Source organism: Nonomuraea sp. B208, from assembly GCF_057536035.1.
Window position 1 is genome coordinate 313,895 of record NZ_BAAJOU010000021.1, and the last position, 18,646, is coordinate 332,540.

An 18,646-nucleotide genomic window follows, 5' to 3' on the forward strand; every position below is an offset into this window, starting at 1 on the left:
TCAGACTCCGGAAGGGTGACCTTGAGTCCCCTTCGGGTAGTCAGAAGTCGCGGTGCCGGATGCCGCGGCCCCGGGCACGCCCGGGGTTCCAGGCCATGGTCAGGAAGGGACGGGCCCGCAAGGGGTTCCGCATCGGATGGATCTCAAGCGATTTACACGTGGGCCACTGCTGTGGATCCTGGGCATCGTCGTGCTGCTCCTGCTCGTCACCCAACTGTGGAGTGGCGGCGGAAACTTCAAGCAGGCCGACACGTCCTTGGTGCTCCAGCAGATTCGCGCCGGCAATGTCAGCAACGCCAAGGTCGTCGACAAGGACAACCGCATCGAGGTGACGCTGAAGAACCCCGTCACCGTGCGCAAAGGCGACCAGCCGACCAAGCTCGTCCAGGCCTACTGGGTCACGGGCTACGGCAGCAAGCTGACCGACGAGCTCCAGGCGCAGGTCGACGCCAAGAAGACGGACAGCTTCACCACTGAGGTGCCCCAGGAGAACCTCCTGGTCAGCATCCTCATGAGCTTCCTGCCGATCGTCATCATCGTGCTGATCTTCCTGTTCATGCTGAACCAGATGCAGGGCGGCGGCTCCCGGGTGATGAACTTCGGCAAGTCGAAGGCCAAGCTCATCAGCAAGGACACTCCCAAGACCACGTTCGCCGACGTCGCGGGTGCCGACGAGGCCATCGAGGAGCTCCAGGAGATCAAGGAGTTCCTGCAGGCCCCGGCCAAGTTCCAGGCGATCGGCGCCAAGATCCCCAAGGGCGTGCTGCTCTACGGCCCGCCCGGCACCGGCAAGACCCTGCTGGCCCGCGCGGTCGCGGGCGAGGCGGGCGTGCCGTTCTACTCGATCTCCGGCTCCGACTTCGTCGAGATGTTCGTCGGCGTCGGCGCCTCCCGCGTGCGCGACCTGTTCGAGCAGGCGAAGGCCAACGCCCCGGCGATCATCTTCATCGACGAGATCGACGCGGTCGGCCGCCACCGCGGCGCCGGCCTCGGCGGCGGTCACGACGAGCGCGAGCAGACGCTCAACCAGCTCCTCGTCGAGATGGACGGCTTCGACGTCAAGGGCGGCGTGATCCTCATCGCCGCGACCAACCGGCCCGACATCCTCGACCCGGCGCTGCTGCGTCCCGGCCGCTTCGACCGGCAGGTCACCGTCGACCGTCCCGACCTGGAGGGCCGCAAGGGCATCCTCAAGGTCCACGGCCGGGGCAAGCCGTTCGCGCCCGACGTCGACCTCGACACCATCGCCCGCCGCACCCCCGGGTTCACCGGCGCCGACCTGGCCAACGTGATCAACGAGGCCGCCCTGCTCACCGCGCGGGCCGACCAGAAGCTGATCACGATGGAGCTCCTCGAGGAGTCGATCGACCGTGTCATGGCAGGGCCCGAGCGCAAGACGCGGGTCATGTCCGACAAGGAGAAGAAGATGATCGCCTACCACGAGGGCGGTCACGCGCTGGTGGCGCACGCGCTGCCCAACTCCGACCCGGTGCACAAGATCACGATCCTGTCCCGCGGCCGCGCGCTCGGCTACACGATGACGCTGCCGATGGAGGACAAGTTCCTCGCCACCAGGTCCGAGATGATGGACCAGCTCGCGATGCTGCTCGGCGGCCGCGCGGCGGAGGAGCTCGTCTTCCACGAGCCCACCACCGGCGCCTCCAACGACATCGAGAAGGCCACGGCGGTCGCCCGCCGCATGGTGACCGAATACGGCATGAGCGAGCAGCTCGGCGCCCGCAAGTTCGGCAGCGGCCAGGCCGAGGTGTTCCTCGGCCGCGAGATGGGCCACGAGCGCGACTACTCCGAGAAGATCGCCTCCACGATCGACGAGGAGGTCCGCCGGATGATCGAGACGGCGCACGACCAGGCGTGGGACATCCTGGTCCAATACCGCGACGTCCTCGACAACCTCGTCCTGGAGCTCATGGAGAAGGAGACGCTCTCCCGCGAGCAGGTCCTGCAGATCTTCGCGCCGGTGGTCGTCAAGGAGCACCGTCCGTCCTACGCGGGATACGGCAAGCGCCTGCCCTCGGACCGGCCGCCCATCCTGACGCCGAAGGAGAAGCAGTCGGCCAACGGCTCGCTGTCCTCGGGCCACCAGGACGCGCTGCCGGCCGGCGGCGACGGCGTCTGAAGCAAGCACCACCGGAGCACTTTGTGACACAGCACGACGTCGACCTCGCCCGCATCGAGAAGGCCGTCCGCGAGATCCTCGCCGCCATCGGCGAGGACCCCGACCGCGACGGCCTGGTCGAGACGCCCGCCCGCGTGGCGAGGGCCATGGCCGAGCAGTTCTCCGGCCTCGGCCAGACCCCCGAAGACGTGCTCAACAAGGTGTTCGACGTCGATCACGACGAGATGGTGCTCGTCAGGGACATCGAGGTCTACTCGACCTGCGAGCACCATCTGGTCCCGTTCCACGGCCTGGCCCACGTCGGCTACATCCCCAACCAGCGGGGCCAGGTGACGGGCCTGTCCAAGCTGGCCAGGCTGGTGGACGTCTTCGCCCGCCGCCCGCAGGTGCAGGAGCGCATGACGTCCCAGATCGCCGACGCGCTGATGCGCGTGCTGGAGCCGCGCGGCGTGATCGTGGTGGTCGAGTGCGAGCACCTGTGCATGACCATGCGCGGCGTACGCAAACCGGGCGCGAAGACCGTGACCTCGGCGGTCCGCGGCGACTTCCGCACCAGCGACAAGACCCGTTCCGAGGCGATGGCGCTCATCCTCGGCAGGTGAGCCATCCTTATCCACAACCGGGGACCCGCGATGTCAGCAGGTGTGGTGGAACGCCTAGGCTTGGCCCATGACTAGCATGCCCATCAGCGTGCCGGGAGGGGCGGAGCGGTGTCTCGTCATGGGCGTGGTCAACGTGACCCCCGACTCCTTCTCCGACGGCGGCCGCTGGTTCGACGAGGCGGCCGCGATCAGGCACGGCTTCGAGCTGGTCGATGAGGGGGCCGACCTCGTCGACGTGGGCGGCGAGTCCACCCGTCCCGGCGCCGCCCGGGTCTCGCTGGAGGAGGAGCTGGCGCGGGTCGTCCCGGTGATCAGGGCGCTGGCCGCCGAGGGCGTGGCCGTCAGCGTCGACACCATGCGCGCCGAGGTGGCGCGGGCCGCGGTCGAGGCGGGCGCGCGGCTGGTCAACGACGTCAGCGGCGGGCTCGCCGATCCCGAGATGCCGCGCGTGGTGGCCGCGACCGGCGTCTCCTACGTCGTGATGCACTGGCGCGGCCACAGCCACGACATGCACACCAGGGCCGTCTACCACGACGTGGTCGGCGAGGTGCGCGAGGAGCTGAGCAAGCGGGTGAGCCTGGTGCTGGCCGAGGGCGTGTCGGAGCAGCAGATCGTGCTCGACCCCGGCCTCGGCTTCGCCAAGAACGCCGAGCACAACTGGGCGGTGCTGGCCGGCATCCCCCAGCTGGCGGAGCTGGGTTATCCGCTGCTCATCGGGGCGTCGCGCAAGAGGTTCCTGGGGCGGCTGCTGGCCGACCCCGACGGCACACCCCGGCCGTTCAGCAGGAGCGACGACGCCACCCTGGCCGTGACCGCCCTGGCGGCTCAGGCGGGCGCTTGGTGCGTACGCGTGCACGAGGTCGGCCCCAACGCCGACGCGGTGCGCGTGGCCGCCGCATGGACACGAGCGGGAGCAGGCACATGAGCGTCGACACGGCCGCCATCGAGACGGTCAACCAGGAGTTCTACACCGCGATCGAGGGCGGCGACCTCGACAAGATGACCGAGATCTGGGCCGAGGACACCGCCGACGACCAGGTGAGCTGCGTGCACCCCGGATGGGCGCTGCTGACCGGGCGGTCCGAGGTGCTGCGTTCGTGGGCCCTGATCATGGCCAACACGACCTACATCCAGTTCGTGCTGACCGACGTCAACACCACCGTGCTGGGCGACGTCGCCGTCCTCACCTGCGTCGAGAACATCCTCACCGCCGGCGACGAGGGGGAGGCGAGCTTCGCGGCGGGCAAGGTGGTCGCGAGCAACGTCTACCTCCGCACCTCCCAGGGCTGGCGGCTGTGGATGCACCACGGCTCGCCGGTGCTCCAGGGCGACGACGACGAGGAGGAGGACGGCGAGCTTGAGCCTTGATCGCATCGCGCTCAAGGGCCTGCGGGCCCGCGGGCGGCACGGGGTGCTCCTGGCCGAGCGCGAGCTGGGCCAGGAGTTCGTGATCGACGCCACGCTGTTCCTCGACACCGCGCCGGCCGCGGCCGGCGACGACCTCACGGCGACCGTCCACTACGGCGAGCTGGCCGAGGAGCTGACGCGGGTGGTGTCGGGCGAGCCGGTGCAGCTCATCGAGACGCTGGCGCAGCGCCTCGCCGAGGTCTGCCTGGCGTACGAGCCGGTGGTCAAGGTCGAGGTGAGCGTGCACAAGCCGGCGGCGCCCATCCCGCTGCCCTTCGACGACGTGGTCGTGACGATCGAGCGGAGTCGCGTATGAAGACCGTCATCGCGCTCGGCAGCAACCTGGGCAACCGCTTCCAGATCCTGCAGGGAGCGGTCGACGCCCTGTTCGACGCGCCGGGCCTGAAATTCGTGAAGGCGTCCCCGGTCTACGAGACCGATCCGGTGGGCGGCCCCGAGGGGCAGGACCCCTACCTCAACGCGATCGTGGTCGCCGAGACCACGCTGGAGCCGCGCACGCTGCTGGAGCGGGCGCTCAGCGTCGAGAACGCCTTCGGGCGGGAGCGCGCCGAGCGCTGGGGGCCGCGCACCCTCGACGTCGATCTCATCGTCGTGGGCGAGACCGTCTGCGACGACCCCGACCTGACGCTGCCGCACCCGAGGGCGCACGAGCGGGCGTTCGTGCTGGTGCCCTGGCTGGAGGCCGACCCGGCGGCCGTCGTGCCCGGCCACGGCCGGGTGGTCGACCTGCTGGCCGGGCTCGACCGGCAGGGCGTGCGGCCGCGGCCCGACCTGACCTTGCAGAGGCCCGATTGAGGCCCACGCATCCCGGCCACCTGGTCGGCATCCTCGTCGTTCTCGCGCTGCTCACCTGGGCGCTGCTGCACCGGTTCTACGGCGACATCGCGTGGCTCCTGCCGTGGACCGCGATCCCGACCCTGCTGCTGCTGGCACTCGGCGAGGGCTACAGCGGCTGGATCACCAAGGCCAGGATCGCCCGCAAGCCGGGCACCAAGCCGGTGGAGCCGCTGGCCGTGGCCCGGCTGGCGGCGCTGGCCAAGGCGTCGGCGTACGCGGGGGCGGCCTTCGGCGGCGGGTTCGCCGGCTTCGCGCTGCACACGGTGGGCATCCTCGACCGCGAGACGCCGCGCTCGGAGTTCTTCATCGCCACGGGGTCGTTCGCGGCGTGCGTGGTGCTGGTGGTCGCGGCGCTCTACCTGGAGCACGCCTGCCGGGTGCCGAAGGACCCGGAGGATCAGAAGCCCCGGTAGCGCCAGTCGCCGTCCTGCTCGTCCGGCAGGCCGGCGCCGGGCGCCGGCCCGGCCCGTCCCGGCTTTGAGCGCTATTTGTCGATGTCCCCCACGACGAAGAACATCGAGCCGAGGATGGCGACCATGTCGGCCACCAGATGTCCGGGCAGCATCTCGCGCAGCACCTGGACGTTGTTGTACGAGGCCGAGCGCAGCTTGAGCCGCCACGGCGTCTTGTCGCCCTTGGAGACCAGGTAGTAGCCGTTGATGCCGAGCGGGTTCTCGGTCCACGCGTACGTGTGCCCCTCCGGCACCTTCAGCACCTTCGGCAGCCGCTGGTTGATCGGCCCCGGCGGCAGCGAGCGCAGCCGTTCGACGCAAATGTCGGCCAGGTCGAGTGAGACCTTGACCTGCTCGAACAGCACCTCGAAGCGGGCCTGGCAGTCGCCGGCGTCGCGGGTGACGACCTTGACGGGCAGCTCGGGGTAGGCGAGGTAGGGGTCGTCGCGGCGCAGGTCGAGGTCGACGCCGGAGGCGCGGGCGATGGGACCGCTGACGCCGTACTGCATGACCTGCTCGCGGGTCAGCACGCCGACGCCCTTGGTGCGGGCGACGAAGATGTCGTTGTGCAGGATGAGGTCCTCGATGACCGGCACCCGGCGGCGGGTCTCGGCGACGGCCTCCGACACCCGGTCCAGCCAGCCCAGCGGCAGGTCCTCCTTGAGCCCGCCGACCCGGTTGAACATGTAGTGCATGCGTCCGCCGGAGATCTCCTCCATGACGGCCTGGATGCGCTCGCGCTCGTTGAAGGAGTAGAAGATCGGCGTCATCGCGCCCAGTTCCAGCGGATAGGAGCCGAGGAACATGAGGTGGCTCAGCACCCGGTTGAGCTCGGCCAGCAGGGTGCGCGCCCACACGGCCCGCACCGGCGGCTCCATGCCGAGGAGGCGTTCGGCGGCGAGCACCACGCCCAGCTCGTTGGCGAACCCGGCCAGCCAGTCGTGCCGGTTGGCCAGCATGATGATCTGGCGGTAGTCGCGGACCTCGAACAGCTTCTCCGCGCCCCGGTGCATGTAGCCGATGATCGGCTCGGCGGTGGCGATGCGCTCGCCGTCGAGCGTGAGCCGGAGGCGGAGGACGCCGTGCGTCGAGGGGTGCTGGGGGCCGATGTTGAGGATCATGTCCTCGGTGGCCAGCTCCTTCGCGCCCGCGCCCATCCCGACCACACGTTCCGTCATACGGCCATGCTCCCACCGTCCCTGGAGGTGAGCCAGCGCGGGGCACGGTCGTTGGTCAAGGATCGGTACGGATTCACCGCACCTGCGGGGACTTGGGGTGGTCGTGGGGAGAAGACGGGAGACGGGGGGAGAAGCACCATGAAGAGAGTTGTGTTCGATGTGGCGGCCCTGATCGCCCGGGTGGTCACCGGTGTGATCTTCGTGGCGCACGGCTTGCAGAAGTGGCAGGGCGGTCTCGGCGCGACGACGCAGATGTTCGGCGGGATGGGGGTCCCGCTGCCCGGCGCGGCCGCCGGCTTCGCCACCGTGGTCGAGACCGTCGGCGGCGTCTTCCTCATTCTCGGGCTGCTGGTGCGGCCGGTGGCGTTGCTGCTGCTGATCGACATGATCGGCGCGATCGTCTTCGTGCACGGGAACAGGGGCGTCCTGGTGGGCGAGGGCGGATGGGAGCTGGCGGGCGCGCTCGGCGCGCTGTGCCTGCTGTTCCTGGCGCTCGGCGGCGGCCGGATCGGGCTGGACGGGCTGTTCGGCGCGATCTTCCGGCGCCGCGCGCGGCAGCGGGTCGCCGAGGACGAGCTGATCGAGCACCGGCGCGGCCCGGCCATGGGTCCGGGCCCGTCCAACGTCAACGTCAGGCCCGGCGGCGCGGAGGGCGCCTACCAGCCGGGCGCCGGAGGGCCGATGACGCCCGCGGAGCCGGGGATGCCCGCCGAGCGGCCGGAGGCCCCCCGGCAGCCGGCCGCGCCGCGCACCCACGCGGGCGGGCTCGACGACGCGGACATGCGCGACATCGACGCCCTGGTCTCCGAGGACCAGCCGGAGCACCGCAAGCCGCCGAACCGCTGACCGGGCGCCCGGCCGCCCGCGGTCAGCGGGAGACGATGGCGCGCAGAGCCTCGATGAGCCGGTCCACGTGCTCCTGTGTGGTCCCGATGCCGATGGAGGCCCGTACGGCCGAGGCCGTGCCGTCCTCGCACCCGCCGTCGGCCGTGCCCAGCAGGTGCCGGACGAACGGGTGCGCGCAGAACTTGCCGTCGCGCACCCCGATGCCGTACTCGCCGGACAGCGCCTCGGCCACCTCCCGCGCCGTGTGCCCGTCCACGGTGAACGACACGATGCCCACGCGCGGGTGGTCGTCACCCCACAGGGCCAGCTCGCGTACGCCCTCGATGGTGGCGAGCCCGGCGCGCAGCCGCGCGAGCAGCCGCTCCTCCTCGCGCACCAGCGCGGTCCAGCCGGTGGCGCTGAGCGCGTCGCAGGCCGCGGCGAGCGCGATCGCGCCGAGCACGTTGGGGGTGCCCGCCTCGTGGCGCGGCTCGGGGTCCTCGTGCCACTCGGCCTCCTCGCCCACCGCGCGCACCGCGCCGCCGCCCTTCAGGTACGGCTCCCCGCCCGCCAGCCAGTCCCCGCGTCCCACCAGCGCCCCCGCGCCGAACGGCGCGTACAGCTTGTGCCCGGAGAAGGCCACGTAGTCGAGGTCCAGCGCGGTCAGGTTGAGCCGCCGGTGTGGCACGAACTGCGCGGCGTCCACCAGGATGCGCGCCCCGTGGCGGTGCGCGATGTGCGCCAGCGCGGCGATCGGCCACAGCTCGCCGGTGACGTTGGAGGCGGCGGTGACGACGAGCAGCTTGGGTCCGTCGATGGCGGCCAGCGCCTCGTCGGCGGCCCGTACGGCCTCACCGGGGAAGGCGGGCGGGGCCAGCCGGACGGCCTCGGCCCAGGGCAGGAGCGAGGCGTGGTGCTCGGTGTCGAAGACCACGACGGTGGTGCCGGCGGGCAGGCAGCGGGCCAGCAGGTTGGTGGCGTCGGTGGTGTTGCGGGTGAAGATCACGGCGTCGGAGGGGCGGGCGCCGACGAACGCCCGTACGGTGTGGCGGGCCTGCTCGTACCTGGCGGTGGTGAGCTGGGAGGCGTAGCCGGCGCCGCGGTGGACGCTGGAGTAGGCCGGGAGCGCGGCGGCGACGGCGGCGCTGACCGGCTCGAGACAGGGCGCGCTGGCGGCGTAGTCGAGGTTGGCGTACCGGACGAGCCGGCCGCCCTTGACCGGCACCTCCAGGTCGGCCCCGACCACGGCGGGGATGGGCCGGGCGCTCTCCGGCGCGGCGGCGGCGGGGGCCTCGGCGGGGGCGGCGGCGTCGTTGAAGATCGTCAGCGTGGGCACAGCACTGCTCCTCGGGTCATCGGACCCCAGGGAACGGCCTCGGAGCCCGCGCTTGCCCGCCACACCTCGTGACGGACCAGGTCTTCACCCGGGGCACCCCGCCGCGGACGCGAGGGTTGCCGGCCAGCTAGCCGGGGCTTGTCGCTGGCACTCATGACCTACGCCCGCACTATAACCGACACCCCGCGGCCGGACGCAAGCCCGTGAACTTATGCGGCGGGTAATGCGTTGTGCCCGAAAAGTTCTCGGCCCGCGTGTCACGGAGGTATGCAGATGTTGGACTGGGTCGCCGATCCCCAAATCTGGATCGGCTTCTTCACTCTCGTCGCCCTGGAGATCGTCCTGGGGATCGACAACATCATCTTCATCTCCATCCTGGCCGGGAAGCTGCCGCCCGAGCAGCGCGACAGGGCCCGGGTGCTCGGTCTGGCCGCGGCCCTGGTCAGCCGGCTGCTCCTGCTGCTCGGCCTGTCGTGGGTGGTGCAGCTCACCGAGCCGCTGTTCACGGTGCTCGGGCACGAGATCTCGGGGCGCGACCTCATCCTGCTGCTGGGAGGGCTCTTCCTGCTCGGCAAGAGCGTCACCGAGATCGGTCACACCATGGACGGCCCGGCGGGCAAGGACGGCAAGAACGCCGCCGCCGTCTCGTTCACGTCGGTGATCGTGCAGATCATGGTCCTGGACGTGGTCTTCTCGCTGGACTCGGTCATCACCGCGGTCGGCATGGTGGACGAGCTCGGCGTGATGATCGCGGCGGTCGTGGTGGCGGTGCTGGTGATGTTGTTCGCCTCGGGGCCGATCAGCCGTTTCGTGGACCAGCACCCGAGCGTCAAGATGCTGGCGCTGGCGTTCCTGGTGCTGATCGGCGTGGTGCTCGTGGCCGAGGGGCTGGACCAGCACATCCCGAAGGGCTACATCTACTTCGCGATGGCGTTCTCGGTGGTCGTGGAGCTGCTGAACATCCGGGTGCGCAGCAAGAACGCCAGGCAGCGGCAGGTGGAGGCTGCCGAGCAGGAGGGGGAGCCTCCTAAGATGCAATAGTGCACTTTGACCCCTGGAATCCGGATTTCGTAGCCCATCCGTACCCGGTCTACGACGAGCTGCGGCGCGAGCGGCCCGTCTGCTACTACGAGCCCACGAACCAGTGGCTCGTCTCCCGCCACGCGGACGTCAACGCCCTGCTCAGGGACCGCCGCCTGGGCCGGTCGTACCTGCACGTGGCCACGCACGAGGAGTTCGGCAGGCCGCAGGAGCCGGAGTTCCAGGAGCCGTTCTGGCGGGTGATCAGGGCGGGCATGCTGGACGTCGAGCCGCCGGTGCACACGAGGCTGCGCCGGCTGGTGTCGAAGGCGTTCACGCCGCGCATGGTCGAGTCCCTGCGGCCGCGCGTGCGGGCCATCGCGGGCGGCCTCGCGGACGCGTTCGTGGCGAAGGGCGGGGGCGACCTGCTCGCCGAGGTCGCCGAGCCGCTGCCGGTCACGGTGATCGCGGAGATGCTCGGCATCCCCGAGGCCGACCGCCACCTGCTCCGCCCCTGGTCGGCCGACATCTGCGGCATGTACGAGCTCAACCCGGCCGTCGAGGCGCAGCACACCGCCGTCCGCGCGGCCACGGAGTTCGCCGCCTACCTCAGGGACCTGGCCCGCGCCCGCCGCGCCGCCCCCGGCGACGACCTGATCAGCGCGCTCGCCCAGATCCCCGAGCTGACCGAGGACGAGCTGATCGGCACCTGCGTGCTGCTGCTCAACGCCGGCCACGAGGCCACGGTCAACGTCACCGGCAACGGCTGGTGGTCGCTGTTCAGGAACCCGGAGGAGCTGGCCCGGCTGCGCGCCAACCGCTCGCTGCTGCCCACCGCCGTCGAGGAGCTGCTGCGCTGGGACACGCCGCTGCAGATGTTCGAGCGGTGGGTGCTGGAGGACATCGAGGTCCACGGGGTGGAGATCCCGCGCGGGGCCGAGGTGGCGCTGCTGTTCGGCTCGGCCAACCGGGACCCGGCCGTGTTCGAGGACCCGGACCGGCTGGACGTGGGCAGGGCCGACAACCCGCACATCTCCTTCGGCGCCGGCATCCACTTCTGCCTGGGGGCGCCGCTGGCCCGCATCGAGCTGATCGAGTCGTTCGGGGCGCTGCTGGACCGTACGGCGAGCCTGGAGCTGCGCGAGGAGCCCTCGTGGAAGCCCGGCTACGTCATCCGCGGCCTGGAGGCACTCCACCTCACCGCCACCCCCGCCTGAGCGCCGTCAGCGCCGTCAGCGGCGCTGGTCGAGCCAGCCGAAGCCGCCGAGCCCGGACGGGTCGATGAGCTCGCCCTCCTCCGACGCCCGGGCCAGCGCCCGCAGGTAGCCGCGCGGATCCCGGTGCGCCAGCTCGACCGGCGGCCGGGCGCCGGTCAGCCCCAGGGAGCGCAGCGCCGCGCGCTGTGTGGACAAGGTTGTGGATATCGCGCCCGCCCGGCGGCCCGCCTCGGCGCAGGCGTCGAGCGCCACGTGCGCGGTGATGTCGCAGGTGCCGTCGGGTATGGGGCTGACGACCGCCCCGTCCCGATAGCCGGTCAGCGTGCCGCAGGGGGGACGGTTGTCCACAGGGTGTGCATAATCGACGGCGATCGCCCGGCCCCTGGTGAGGCGGGTGACGACGGCCGCCCACGCCTCGTCGCGCGGCCGGCCGATCTCGGCTCGCGCCCCCACCCGGGGCAGCGGCCACCACCGTTCCAGCCACTCCCGGTCGGCCGGCCGAAGGGGCCCGCCGATCCGCTCCGCGCCCGTGTGGACGTCCACCATGACCAGCCGCGGCCCGCTGGAGGTCTGCTCGACGACGTCCACCGGCACGTTGTCGAGCCATTCGTTGGCGATGGCGAGGCCCTGGATGGAGTCGGGCAGCCCGCCGCGCCACTCGATCCGCTCGGGCAGGCCCTCGGGCCGGGACGACAGATCGACCGCCGTGACCCGCAGCCGCTCGCTCAGGCCGGGCTCGGCGGCGGCCAGCACACGGGTGACCAGCGTGCCCTCACCGGCCCCGATGTCCACCAGGTCGAGCGTGTCCGGCTTGCCCAGCTCGGCGTCCACCTCGCGGAGCAGCGCGAGCACCGCCTCGGCGAACGCCGCCGAGGCGCTGACGGATGTGCGGAAGTGGCCCGAGGGGCGCTCGCGGAGGTAGAAGCCCGCCTCGCCGTACAGCGCTCGCTGGGTCGCCGCGCGCCAGGTCAGCCACATGTCATGGACTATCTCACGACCGGCTGACGGCACGCTTGGTCATCATGTGACTACTCATTGTCGTGCGCTTGCGCTATTGTTTACGTTCTGTCGCCAGACGGTCGCGTTGCGCCAACCCCCAGGTGGCGACTGCGGCGGCCGTTCCCGGCACAAGCCAACGTCCGCGGCCCCAGTGCCGCGCTGTCAAGAAGGAGCACACATGCTGAAGAAGACCCTGGTCCTGGTCGGTGCCGCCGCGGCTCTCGCGCTGGGCGCGCCCGCCGCCCACGCCGACATCACCAGCGGCAACGGCAGCATCCTGGGTGGCAACCAGATCCGCATCCCGATCAGCGTGCCGGTCAACGCCTGCGGCAACGCCGTCGCGGTCATCGGCCTCAGCGTCGCCGGCTGCAAGGGCGGGGCCTACTCCCACCAGACGAGCCGCTGACGAAAGCGGGGAGCCCGGACCGGCGCGGTCCGGTCCGGGCTCGGACTCCCGGCCGGGCAGTCGGCGGTCGCGCCGGCCAGGCGCACCTCCAAGAGGTCACACCCCGCGGGCGTCGGGTCCACTGCGGACTCGGCGCCCGCTGCTATGCGGTGAACCCCTCTCCTCATCTCTTCCGACAGGGGGTGCACTATTTGTCTGCCCTTGTCGCTTTTGCCAATAACTCAACCTCCAGCAAAGCACCAGTCACATTCCCTGGACGGAGAGGCCGTTACGCTGGGCGGCAGTGCCATCCGGTCGACAGGGGTGAGACGTCATGGAGGCAGGAGATCGCCCGGCGCGGCTCAGCGTGGGCGTGCTCGGGGCGGGCAAGGTCGGCTCGGCCCTCGGGGCCGCGTTGCGGCAGGCCGGACACCGCGTCGTCGCCGCCAGCGGCTTGTCCGACAACTCCCAGCGCTGGGCGGCCGAGCGGCTCGGCGTGACGCCGTCGCGGCCCGACGAGGTGGTGAACGCGGCCCAGCTCATCCTGCTGACCGTGCCCGACGACGCGCTGCCCGACCTCGTGGGCGGCCTCGCCGCCACCGGCGCCGACCTGCAGGGCAAGCTGGTCGTGCACACCAGCGGCGCGTACGGGCTGTCGGTGCTCGACCCGGCCGCCGAGCGCGGCGCGCTGCCGCTCGCGCTGCATCCCGTGATGACGTTCACCGGCCGCGACGACGACCTCAACAAGCTCACCGGCATCTCCTACGGCGTCACCGCCCCCGACGCGCTGCGCCCGATCGCCGAGGCCCTGGTGATCGAGATGGGCGGCGAGCCGGTCTGGATCGCCGACGCCGACCGCGCGCTCTACCACGCGGCCCTGGCCGGAGCCGCCAACCACATGGTCACCCTCATCGCCGAGTCCTCCGACCTGCTCGGGCGCATCGGCGTCGAGCACCCTGGCCGGATGCTGGGCCCGCTGCTCGGCGCCGCGCTCGACAACGTCCTGCGACTCGGCATCGCCGGTCTCACCGGCCCGGTCGTACGCGGCGACGCCGGCACCGTGCGCAAGCACGTCGACGCGCTCATCCTGGCCGCCCCCGAGGCGGCCGACGCCTACATCGCGCTGGCCAGGCTCACGGCCGACCGGGCACTCGCCGCCGGGCTGCTCAAACCGGAGGAGGCGGAGCGGCTGCTCGACGCGCTGGGCGGCAATATATGGACCTGACCGTGCGAGGAAGCGCCGCCGCGAAGCGGAGGCCATGAACGCGAGGGGCCGCCCGATGGACTTGATCGTCGCCAGGAACAGGGAAGACCTGGTCAAGGCGCGTGGCGGTGGCGAGGTGGCGCTGGTGCCGACCATGGGCGCGCTGCACGAGGGCCACCGCTCGCTCATGCGGCTCGCCCGGTCGCGGGCCGACCAGGTGGTGGTCAGCGTCTTCGTCAACCCACTGCAGTTCGGGCCCAACGAGGATTTCTCCCGCTATCCCCGTACGTTCGAGGCGGACCTGGAGGTGTGCCGGGCCGAGGGCGTGGACGTGGTCTTCCACCCGTCGGCCGAGGACATGTACCGCCCCGACCGCCAGGTGAGCCTCCTGGCCGGCCGGATGGGCGAGATCGTGGAGGGCGAGTCCCGCCCCGGGCACTTCGACGGGGTGCTGACGGTGGTGCTCAAGCTGTTCAACCTCGTCCAGCCGAGCGTGGCGGTCTTCGGCCAGAAGGACGCCCAGCAGCTCGCCCTGATCCGCCGCATGGTCGCCGACCTGGACGTGCCGGTCGAGATCGTCGGCGCGCCCACCGTACGCGAGCACGACGGACTGGCCCTGTCCAGCCGCAACCGCTACCTGTCCGAGGACGACCGGCAGGTGGCGCTGGCGCTCTCCCGCGCCCTGCGCGCCGGCGAGGCCGAGCGGCGGCCCGGCGCGATCCGTGAGGCCGCCCGCGCGGTCCTCGCCGCCGCCGGCCCCCGGCTCGACCTGGACTACGTGGTGCTGGTCGATCCCGCGACGTTCACCGAGGTGGGCGAGGAGCACGCGGGCGAGGCCGTGCTCGCCGTCGCGGCCAGGATCGGCGCCACCCGGCTGATCGACAACGTCGTCCTGACCGTGAATCCGGCCTGAGCCTGACCCCTGGGCATGCACGCGCTCCCGGAGGCGTTATCGTCATGTTGACGAAATCGCCCGAGTGGAGGAGAGCCCAATGAGCGCACCGGCGATTCCCCTGCGGCTGACCGCTCCCGCGCCCGGCTGGAGCGCCGAGGCCGACCTGGTCGTCGTGGGCTCCGGCATCGCGGGCCTGACCGTGGCCCTGCGCTACACGGAGCTGGAGCCCGAGGCCAAGGTCCTGGTCGTCACCAAGGACGTGCTGTCCTCGGGCTCGACGCGCTGGGCGCAGGGCGGCATCGCGGCCGTGCTCGACCCGCGCGACACGCCCGAGGAGCACCTGAACGACACGCTCATCGCCGGCGTCGGGCTGTGCGACGTACGGGCGGTGCGGACGCTGGTCACCGAGGGCCCCGGCGCGCTGCGCCGGCTGATCGAGCGGGGCGCCCGCTTCGACCGCACCCCGGACGGCGAGCTCCAGCTCACCCGCGAGGGCGGCCACCGCCGCAGCCGCATCGTGCACGCGGGCGGCGACGCGACCGGCGCCGAGGTGCAGCGGGCGCTCATCGAGGCGGTACGCGCCCGCCCCTCCATCGAGGTCATCGAGCACGCCCTGGTGCTCGACCTGCTCAAGGACGCCCACGGCCGGGCCAGGGGCGTCACCCTCCACGTGATGGGCGAGGGCGCCCGCGACGGCGTCGGCGCGGTGCTCGCGCGGGCCGTCGTGCTCGCCACCGGCGGCATGGGCCAGGTGTACGCGGCCACCACCAACCCCGTGGTCTCCACCGGCGACGGCGTCGCGCTGGCGCTGCGGGCCGGGGCGGTGGTGCGCGACCTGGAGTTCGTGCAGTTCCACCCCACCGTGCTCTGGCTCGGCGCGGACTCGACCGGCCAGCAGCCGCTGATCTCGGAGGCGGTGCGGGGCGAGGGGGCGTACCTCACCGACCACGAGGGCAACCGCTTCATGGCCGACGCGCACGAGCTGGCCGACCTGGCCCCGCGCGACGTCGTGGCCAAGGGGATCATGCGGACGATGCGCGCGACCGGCCGCGACCACGTCTTCCTCGACGGCCGCCACTTCGGCCGGCGCAAGTGGGAGACCCGGTTCCCCACCATCTACGCGGTCTGCCGTGAGCACGGCATCGACCCGGTGACCCAGCCGATCCCCGTGGCCCCGGCCGCCCACTACGCCAGCGGCGGCGTACGGACCGATCTGCGCGGCCGTACCTCGATCGACGGCCTCTACGCCTGCGGCGAGGTGGCCTGCACCGGCGTGCACGGCGCCAACCGGCTGGCCTCCAACTCGCTGCTGGAGGGCCTGGTGTTCGCCGAGCGCATCGCCGAGGACGTGCACGCGGCCCGCCCGGCCCCCGGCGACCCGGTGCCGGCCGAGGGAGAGTCCGGGTTGGTGGATCCGCGCGTCCGGGCCCGGATCCAGGCGCACATGAGCCGGGGCGCGGGCGTGCTGCGCAGCCGCGAGTCGCTGCGCGCCACCGCCAAAGCGCTGCTCGACGCCCGCTGGACGCCGGTCGCGGTGCCGCCGTGCACCGAGTCCTGGGAGGCGGCGAACCTGCTCACCGTCGCCACCGTGCTCACCGGCGCGGCGGCGGCCCGGCTGGAGACCCGGGGCTCACACTGGCGCGAGGATCATGAGACGCGCGACGACAACGAATGGCTGGGCCACCTCGACGTGACCCTGACGGAGGAGGGCCTTCGCATGACGTACACGCCGCACGAGGACACGATGCCGGCCCGGCTGGCGCAGGAGCTGTCGGCCGCCGGGCTCGACCCGGCCGAGGTGGACGCGCTCATCGCCCGCGCGCTGGAGGAGGACCTGTGGGAGGCCGGTGACGTGACGAGCCTCGCCACCATCCCCGCCGACCAGCGCTCGTCGGGCGACGTGGTGGCGCGCAAGGACGGCGTCGTGGCGGGGCTGGCGGTGGCGGAGGCGGTGTTCGTCCGGCTGGGGGCGGACCGGACCGAGCGCCGGGCCAAGGACGGCGAGCGGGTCCGGGCGGGCGACGTGCTGCTCACCGTCGAGGGGCCCACGCGCGCCCTGCTGACCGCCGAGCGCACGGCGCTCAACCTGCTCACGCACCTGTCCGGGGTGGCGACGCTCACCGGCAGGTGGGTCGAGGCGATCAAGGGCACCGGGGCCCGCGTCCGCGACAGCCGCAAGACGCTGCCCGGCCTGCGCGCGCTGGAGAAGTACGCCGTACGCTGCGGCGGCGGCGTCAACCACCGCATGTCGCTGTCGGACGCCGCGCTGATCAAGGACAACCACGTGGTGGCGGCCGGCGGCGTGGCCGAGGCGTTCCGCGCGGTCCGCGAGCGCCACCCCGACCTGCCGATCGAGGTGGAGATCGACCGGCTCGACCAGCTCCAGCCGGTGCTCGACGAGGGCGCGCGGGAGGTGCTGCTGGACAACTTCACGGTGGAGGACACCGAACGTGCCGTACAACTCGTGAAAAAGCAGGCGAAAAACAGGGTTGCCCTTGAGGCGAGCGGGGGATTGACCTTGGAATCGGCCCGTGCTGTGGCCGAAACTGGCGTTGACTACCTGGCGGTAGGGGCGTTGACGCACTCGGCGCCGGCCCTGGACATCGCACTGGATCTACGGGGGTAATTGATGCTGCTCACGATCGACGTCGGCAACACGCACACGGTGCTCGGGCTCTTCGAGGGCGAGGACGTCATCGAGCACTGGCGGCTGGCCACCGACGCCCGCCGCACCGCCGACGAGATCGCGGTCGTCCTGCAAGGGCTGCTGGCGCAGTCGCCACTGCTCAAGGGCGCCGACGTCGACGGCATCGCCATCTGCTCGACGGTCCCGAGCGTGCTCAACGAGATGCGGGAGATGTGCCGCCGCTACTACGGCGACGTCACGGCGGTGATCGTGGAGCCGGGCATCCGCACCGGCGTGCCGGTCCGCATGGACAACCCCAAGGAGGTCGGCAGCGACCGCATCGTCAACGCCCTCGCCGCCATCGACCAGTACGGCGGCCCCTGCGTGATCGTCGACTTCGGCACCGCCACGTCCTTCGACGCGGTCTCGGCCAAGGGCGAGTACATCGGGGCGGTCACCGCGCCCGGCATCGAGATCTCGGTGGACGCCCTCGCCTCCGCCGGCGCGCAACTGCACAAGGTGGAGCTGGTCAGGCCGCGCTCGGTGATCGCCAAGAACACCGTCGAGGCCCTGCAGGCCGGCATCATCTACGGCTTCGCCGGCCAGGTGGACGGCATCGTCGAGCGCATGACGGCCGAGCTGGCCGACGACCCCGACGAGGTCACGGTCGTCGCCACCGGCGGGCACGCCGGGCTGGTGGTCGGCGAGTCGCGCTCGATCGACGTGCACGAGCCGTGGCTCACGCTCATCGGCCTGCGCCTGATCTACCACCGCAACGCGGGCTGACACAGGAGCAGGCGGCCCCCCGCTCGGATAAGGGGCCGCCCGCGGTCTTCGGGTGCTCGGTCGTCATGGCGCCAGGGTGCTCGGATGCGAGCTCAGGCGTCACTACTCGTTCTCGTTGGTGTAGATGTAGTCCCAGCGGCCGCACTTGGTGGGGAACTTGCTGTTCAGGCCGATCTGGCAGACCTGCACGCGCAGGGTCTGGACGTCGTTCTCCTCGAAGTGGAAGCGCTGGAAGCTGGGGTAGCCGCAGTACTTCCGCCAGAAGACCGGCGACCAGTCGCCGTCGAAGTCCTCGGCCTGGAAGCGCACGTACGCGCACTTGCCGCCCTCGTCGTAGCTGCGGTTGTCGCGGTCCCAGAGCTTGCCGCGCACGTGGACCTCGTTCGACTCGCCGTCGTCGTCCCAGCTGACGGTGACGCTGCCCTCGGCCTTGGCCTGGAAGTGCTTGGCGTAGACCGGGCCCCAGTGCGAGGAGTAGTCGTCGGCGTGGGGCGCGGAGGCGAAGGCGGCGGCGGGCATCGACAGGGCGACTGCGGTGGTGGCGGCGGCGGCGAGGGTGCCGATCGCGAGCTTCTTGAACATTTCTCTCTCCTGGAGCTCCCCTGGGCCGGCTCCCTGCCGGCCTCCCCCTGAGCTCGTGAGTCATTGATAAAAGAGCCCTCTTGCAGGCACCCTGCAACGGGCCGACGAGCCCTTGCAGTTCGCCATATCCCCTACGC

General features: G+C 71.6%; 19 protein-coding genes and 1 riboswitch. Of the genes, 15 read left to right on the plus strand and 4 right to left on the minus strand.

The features are described 5' to 3' along the window. The first annotated feature begins 136 nt into the window (after nt 1-136). The 7 genes from ftsH to AC27IY_RS18425 all read left to right on the plus strand — a co-directional run bounded on the left by ftsH (nt 137) and on the right by AC27IY_RS18425 (nt 5,417). Nucleotides 137-2,137 carry an ATP-dependent zinc metalloprotease FtsH gene (ftsH, locus tag AC27IY_RS18395; RefSeq protein WP_423451948.1) on the plus strand — a complete coding sequence of 667 codons (2,001 nt, stop codon included), beginning with the start codon at nt 137-139 and terminating at the stop codon, nt 2,135-2,137. Continuing rightward, nucleotides 2,134-2,739, plus strand: coding sequence for a GTP cyclohydrolase I FolE (folE, locus tag AC27IY_RS18400; protein ID WP_051112430.1), 606 nt, complete (start codon nt 2,134-2,136; stop codon nt 2,737-2,739). The genes ftsH and folE overlap by 4 nt, the downstream gene beginning before the upstream one ends. A 67-nt stretch (nt 2,740-2,806) precedes the next feature. After that, nucleotides 2,807-3,664: a dihydropteroate synthase gene (gene folP, locus AC27IY_RS18405; protein ID WP_449949618.1), complete on the plus strand. Its 858-nt coding sequence runs from the start codon at nt 2,807-2,809 to the stop codon at nt 3,662-3,664. Continuing rightward, a complete protein-coding gene (locus tag AC27IY_RS18410; protein ID WP_020540842.1) occupies nt 3,661-4,107 on the plus strand; it encodes a nuclear transport factor 2 family protein in 447 nt (148 codons plus the stop codon). The genes folP and AC27IY_RS18410 overlap by 4 nt, the downstream gene beginning before the upstream one ends. After that, a complete protein-coding gene (folB, locus tag AC27IY_RS18415) occupies nt 4,097-4,462 on the plus strand; it encodes a dihydroneopterin aldolase (RefSeq protein WP_487178663.1) in 366 nt (121 codons plus the stop codon). The genes AC27IY_RS18410 and folB overlap by 11 nt, the downstream gene beginning before the upstream one ends. Further along, nucleotides 4,459-4,962 carry a 2-amino-4-hydroxy-6-hydroxymethyldihydropteridine diphosphokinase gene (gene folK / locus AC27IY_RS18420; protein WP_344213597.1) on the plus strand — a complete coding sequence of 168 codons (504 nt, stop codon included), beginning with the start codon at nt 4,459-4,461 and terminating at the stop codon, nt 4,960-4,962. The genes folB and folK overlap by 4 nt, the downstream gene beginning before the upstream one ends. After that, entirely contained in the window at nt 4,959-5,417 is a 459-nt protein-coding gene (locus AC27IY_RS18425; protein WP_344213595.1) for a DUF3180 domain-containing protein, read from the plus strand. The genes folK and AC27IY_RS18425 overlap by 4 nt, the downstream gene beginning before the upstream one ends. A 71-nt stretch (nt 5,418-5,488) precedes the next feature. Here AC27IY_RS18425 and AC27IY_RS18430 read toward each other — a convergent pair whose 3' ends face one another. Beyond that, complete coding sequence (locus AC27IY_RS18430) at nt 5,489-6,634, minus strand: NADH-quinone oxidoreductase subunit D (protein WP_487178664.1); 1,146 nt, start codon at nt 6,632-6,634, stop codon at nt 5,489-5,491. Nucleotides 6,635-6,772: 138 nt separating this feature from the next. On the opposite strand from AC27IY_RS18430, the gene AC27IY_RS18435 reads away from it, so the two are divergent. Beyond that, complete coding sequence (locus tag AC27IY_RS18435; RefSeq protein WP_423451946.1) at nt 6,773-7,480, plus strand: DoxX family protein; 708 nt, start codon at nt 6,773-6,775, stop codon at nt 7,478-7,480. 22 nt (nt 7,481-7,502) lie between these two features. Here the strand turns inward: AC27IY_RS18435 and AC27IY_RS18440 are convergent, their stop codons facing one another. Further along, nucleotides 7,503-8,795, minus strand: a complete 1,293-nt coding sequence (locus tag AC27IY_RS18440) for an aminotransferase class V-fold PLP-dependent enzyme (RefSeq protein ID WP_487178665.1) — start codon at nt 8,793-8,795, stop codon at nt 7,503-7,505. A 43-nt stretch (nt 8,796-8,838) separates the two neighbouring features. Continuing rightward, nucleotides 8,839-8,954, minus strand: a riboswitch (SAM riboswitch). A 114-nt stretch (nt 8,955-9,068) separates the two neighbouring features. Between AC27IY_RS18440 and AC27IY_RS18445 the strand changes: the two genes are divergently transcribed. Both AC27IY_RS18445 and AC27IY_RS18450 read left to right on the plus strand, forming a co-directional pair. Beyond that, on the plus strand, nt 9,069-9,836 hold the full coding sequence (locus AC27IY_RS18445) for a TerC family protein (protein ID WP_487178666.1): 768 nt from the start codon (nt 9,069-9,071) through the stop codon (nt 9,834-9,836). After that, the gene (locus tag AC27IY_RS18450) at nt 9,836-11,032 is read left to right on the plus strand and encodes a cytochrome P450 (protein ID WP_487178667.1); all 1,197 of its coding nucleotides are present in this window, start codon (nt 9,836-9,838) and stop codon (nt 11,030-11,032) included. The genes AC27IY_RS18445 and AC27IY_RS18450 overlap by 1 nt, the downstream gene beginning before the upstream one ends. A gap of 15 nt (nt 11,033-11,047) precedes the next feature. Here the strand turns inward: AC27IY_RS18450 and AC27IY_RS18455 are convergent, their stop codons facing one another. Next, the gene (locus AC27IY_RS18455; RefSeq protein ID WP_423451942.1) at nt 11,048-12,010 is read right to left on the minus strand and encodes an SAM-dependent methyltransferase; all 963 of its coding nucleotides are present in this window, start codon (nt 12,008-12,010) and stop codon (nt 11,048-11,050) included. Between the two features lie 199 nt (nt 12,011-12,209). On the opposite strand from AC27IY_RS18455, the gene AC27IY_RS18460 reads away from it, so the two are divergent. The 5 genes from AC27IY_RS18460 (at nt 12,210) to AC27IY_RS18480 (ending at nt 17,927) form a co-directional block, all read left to right on the plus strand. Beyond that, nucleotides 12,210-12,437: a chaplin family protein gene (locus AC27IY_RS18460; RefSeq protein ID WP_364462231.1), complete on the plus strand. Its 228-nt coding sequence runs from the start codon at nt 12,210-12,212 to the stop codon at nt 12,435-12,437. A 313-nt stretch (nt 12,438-12,750) separates the two neighbouring features. Further along, on the plus strand, nt 12,751-13,641 hold the full coding sequence (locus tag AC27IY_RS18465; protein WP_344213583.1) for a Rossmann-like and DUF2520 domain-containing protein: 891 nt from the start codon (nt 12,751-12,753) through the stop codon (nt 13,639-13,641). Nucleotides 13,642-13,696: 55 nt separating this feature from the next. Beyond that, the gene (gene panC / locus AC27IY_RS18470) at nt 13,697-14,533 is read left to right on the plus strand and encodes a pantoate--beta-alanine ligase (protein WP_344213581.1); all 837 of its coding nucleotides are present in this window, start codon (nt 13,697-13,699) and stop codon (nt 14,531-14,533) included. Between the two features lie 79 nt (nt 14,534-14,612). After that, nucleotides 14,613-17,141 carry an L-aspartate oxidase gene (locus AC27IY_RS18475; protein WP_344213579.1) on the plus strand — a complete coding sequence of 843 codons (2,529 nt, stop codon included), beginning with the start codon at nt 14,613-14,615 and terminating at the stop codon, nt 17,139-17,141. A gap of 3 nt (nt 17,142-17,144) precedes the next feature. After that, nucleotides 17,145-17,927, plus strand: a complete 783-nt coding sequence (locus AC27IY_RS18480; protein WP_329588513.1) for a type III pantothenate kinase — start codon at nt 17,145-17,147, stop codon at nt 17,925-17,927. Nucleotides 17,928-18,029: 102 nt separating this feature from the next. Here the strand turns inward: AC27IY_RS18480 and AC27IY_RS18485 are convergent, their stop codons facing one another. Then, nucleotides 18,030-18,509 carry a hypothetical protein gene (locus AC27IY_RS18485; protein WP_423451940.1) on the minus strand — a complete coding sequence of 160 codons (480 nt, stop codon included), beginning with the start codon at nt 18,507-18,509 and terminating at the stop codon, nt 18,030-18,032. Nucleotides 18,510-18,646 lie beyond the last annotated feature (137 nt).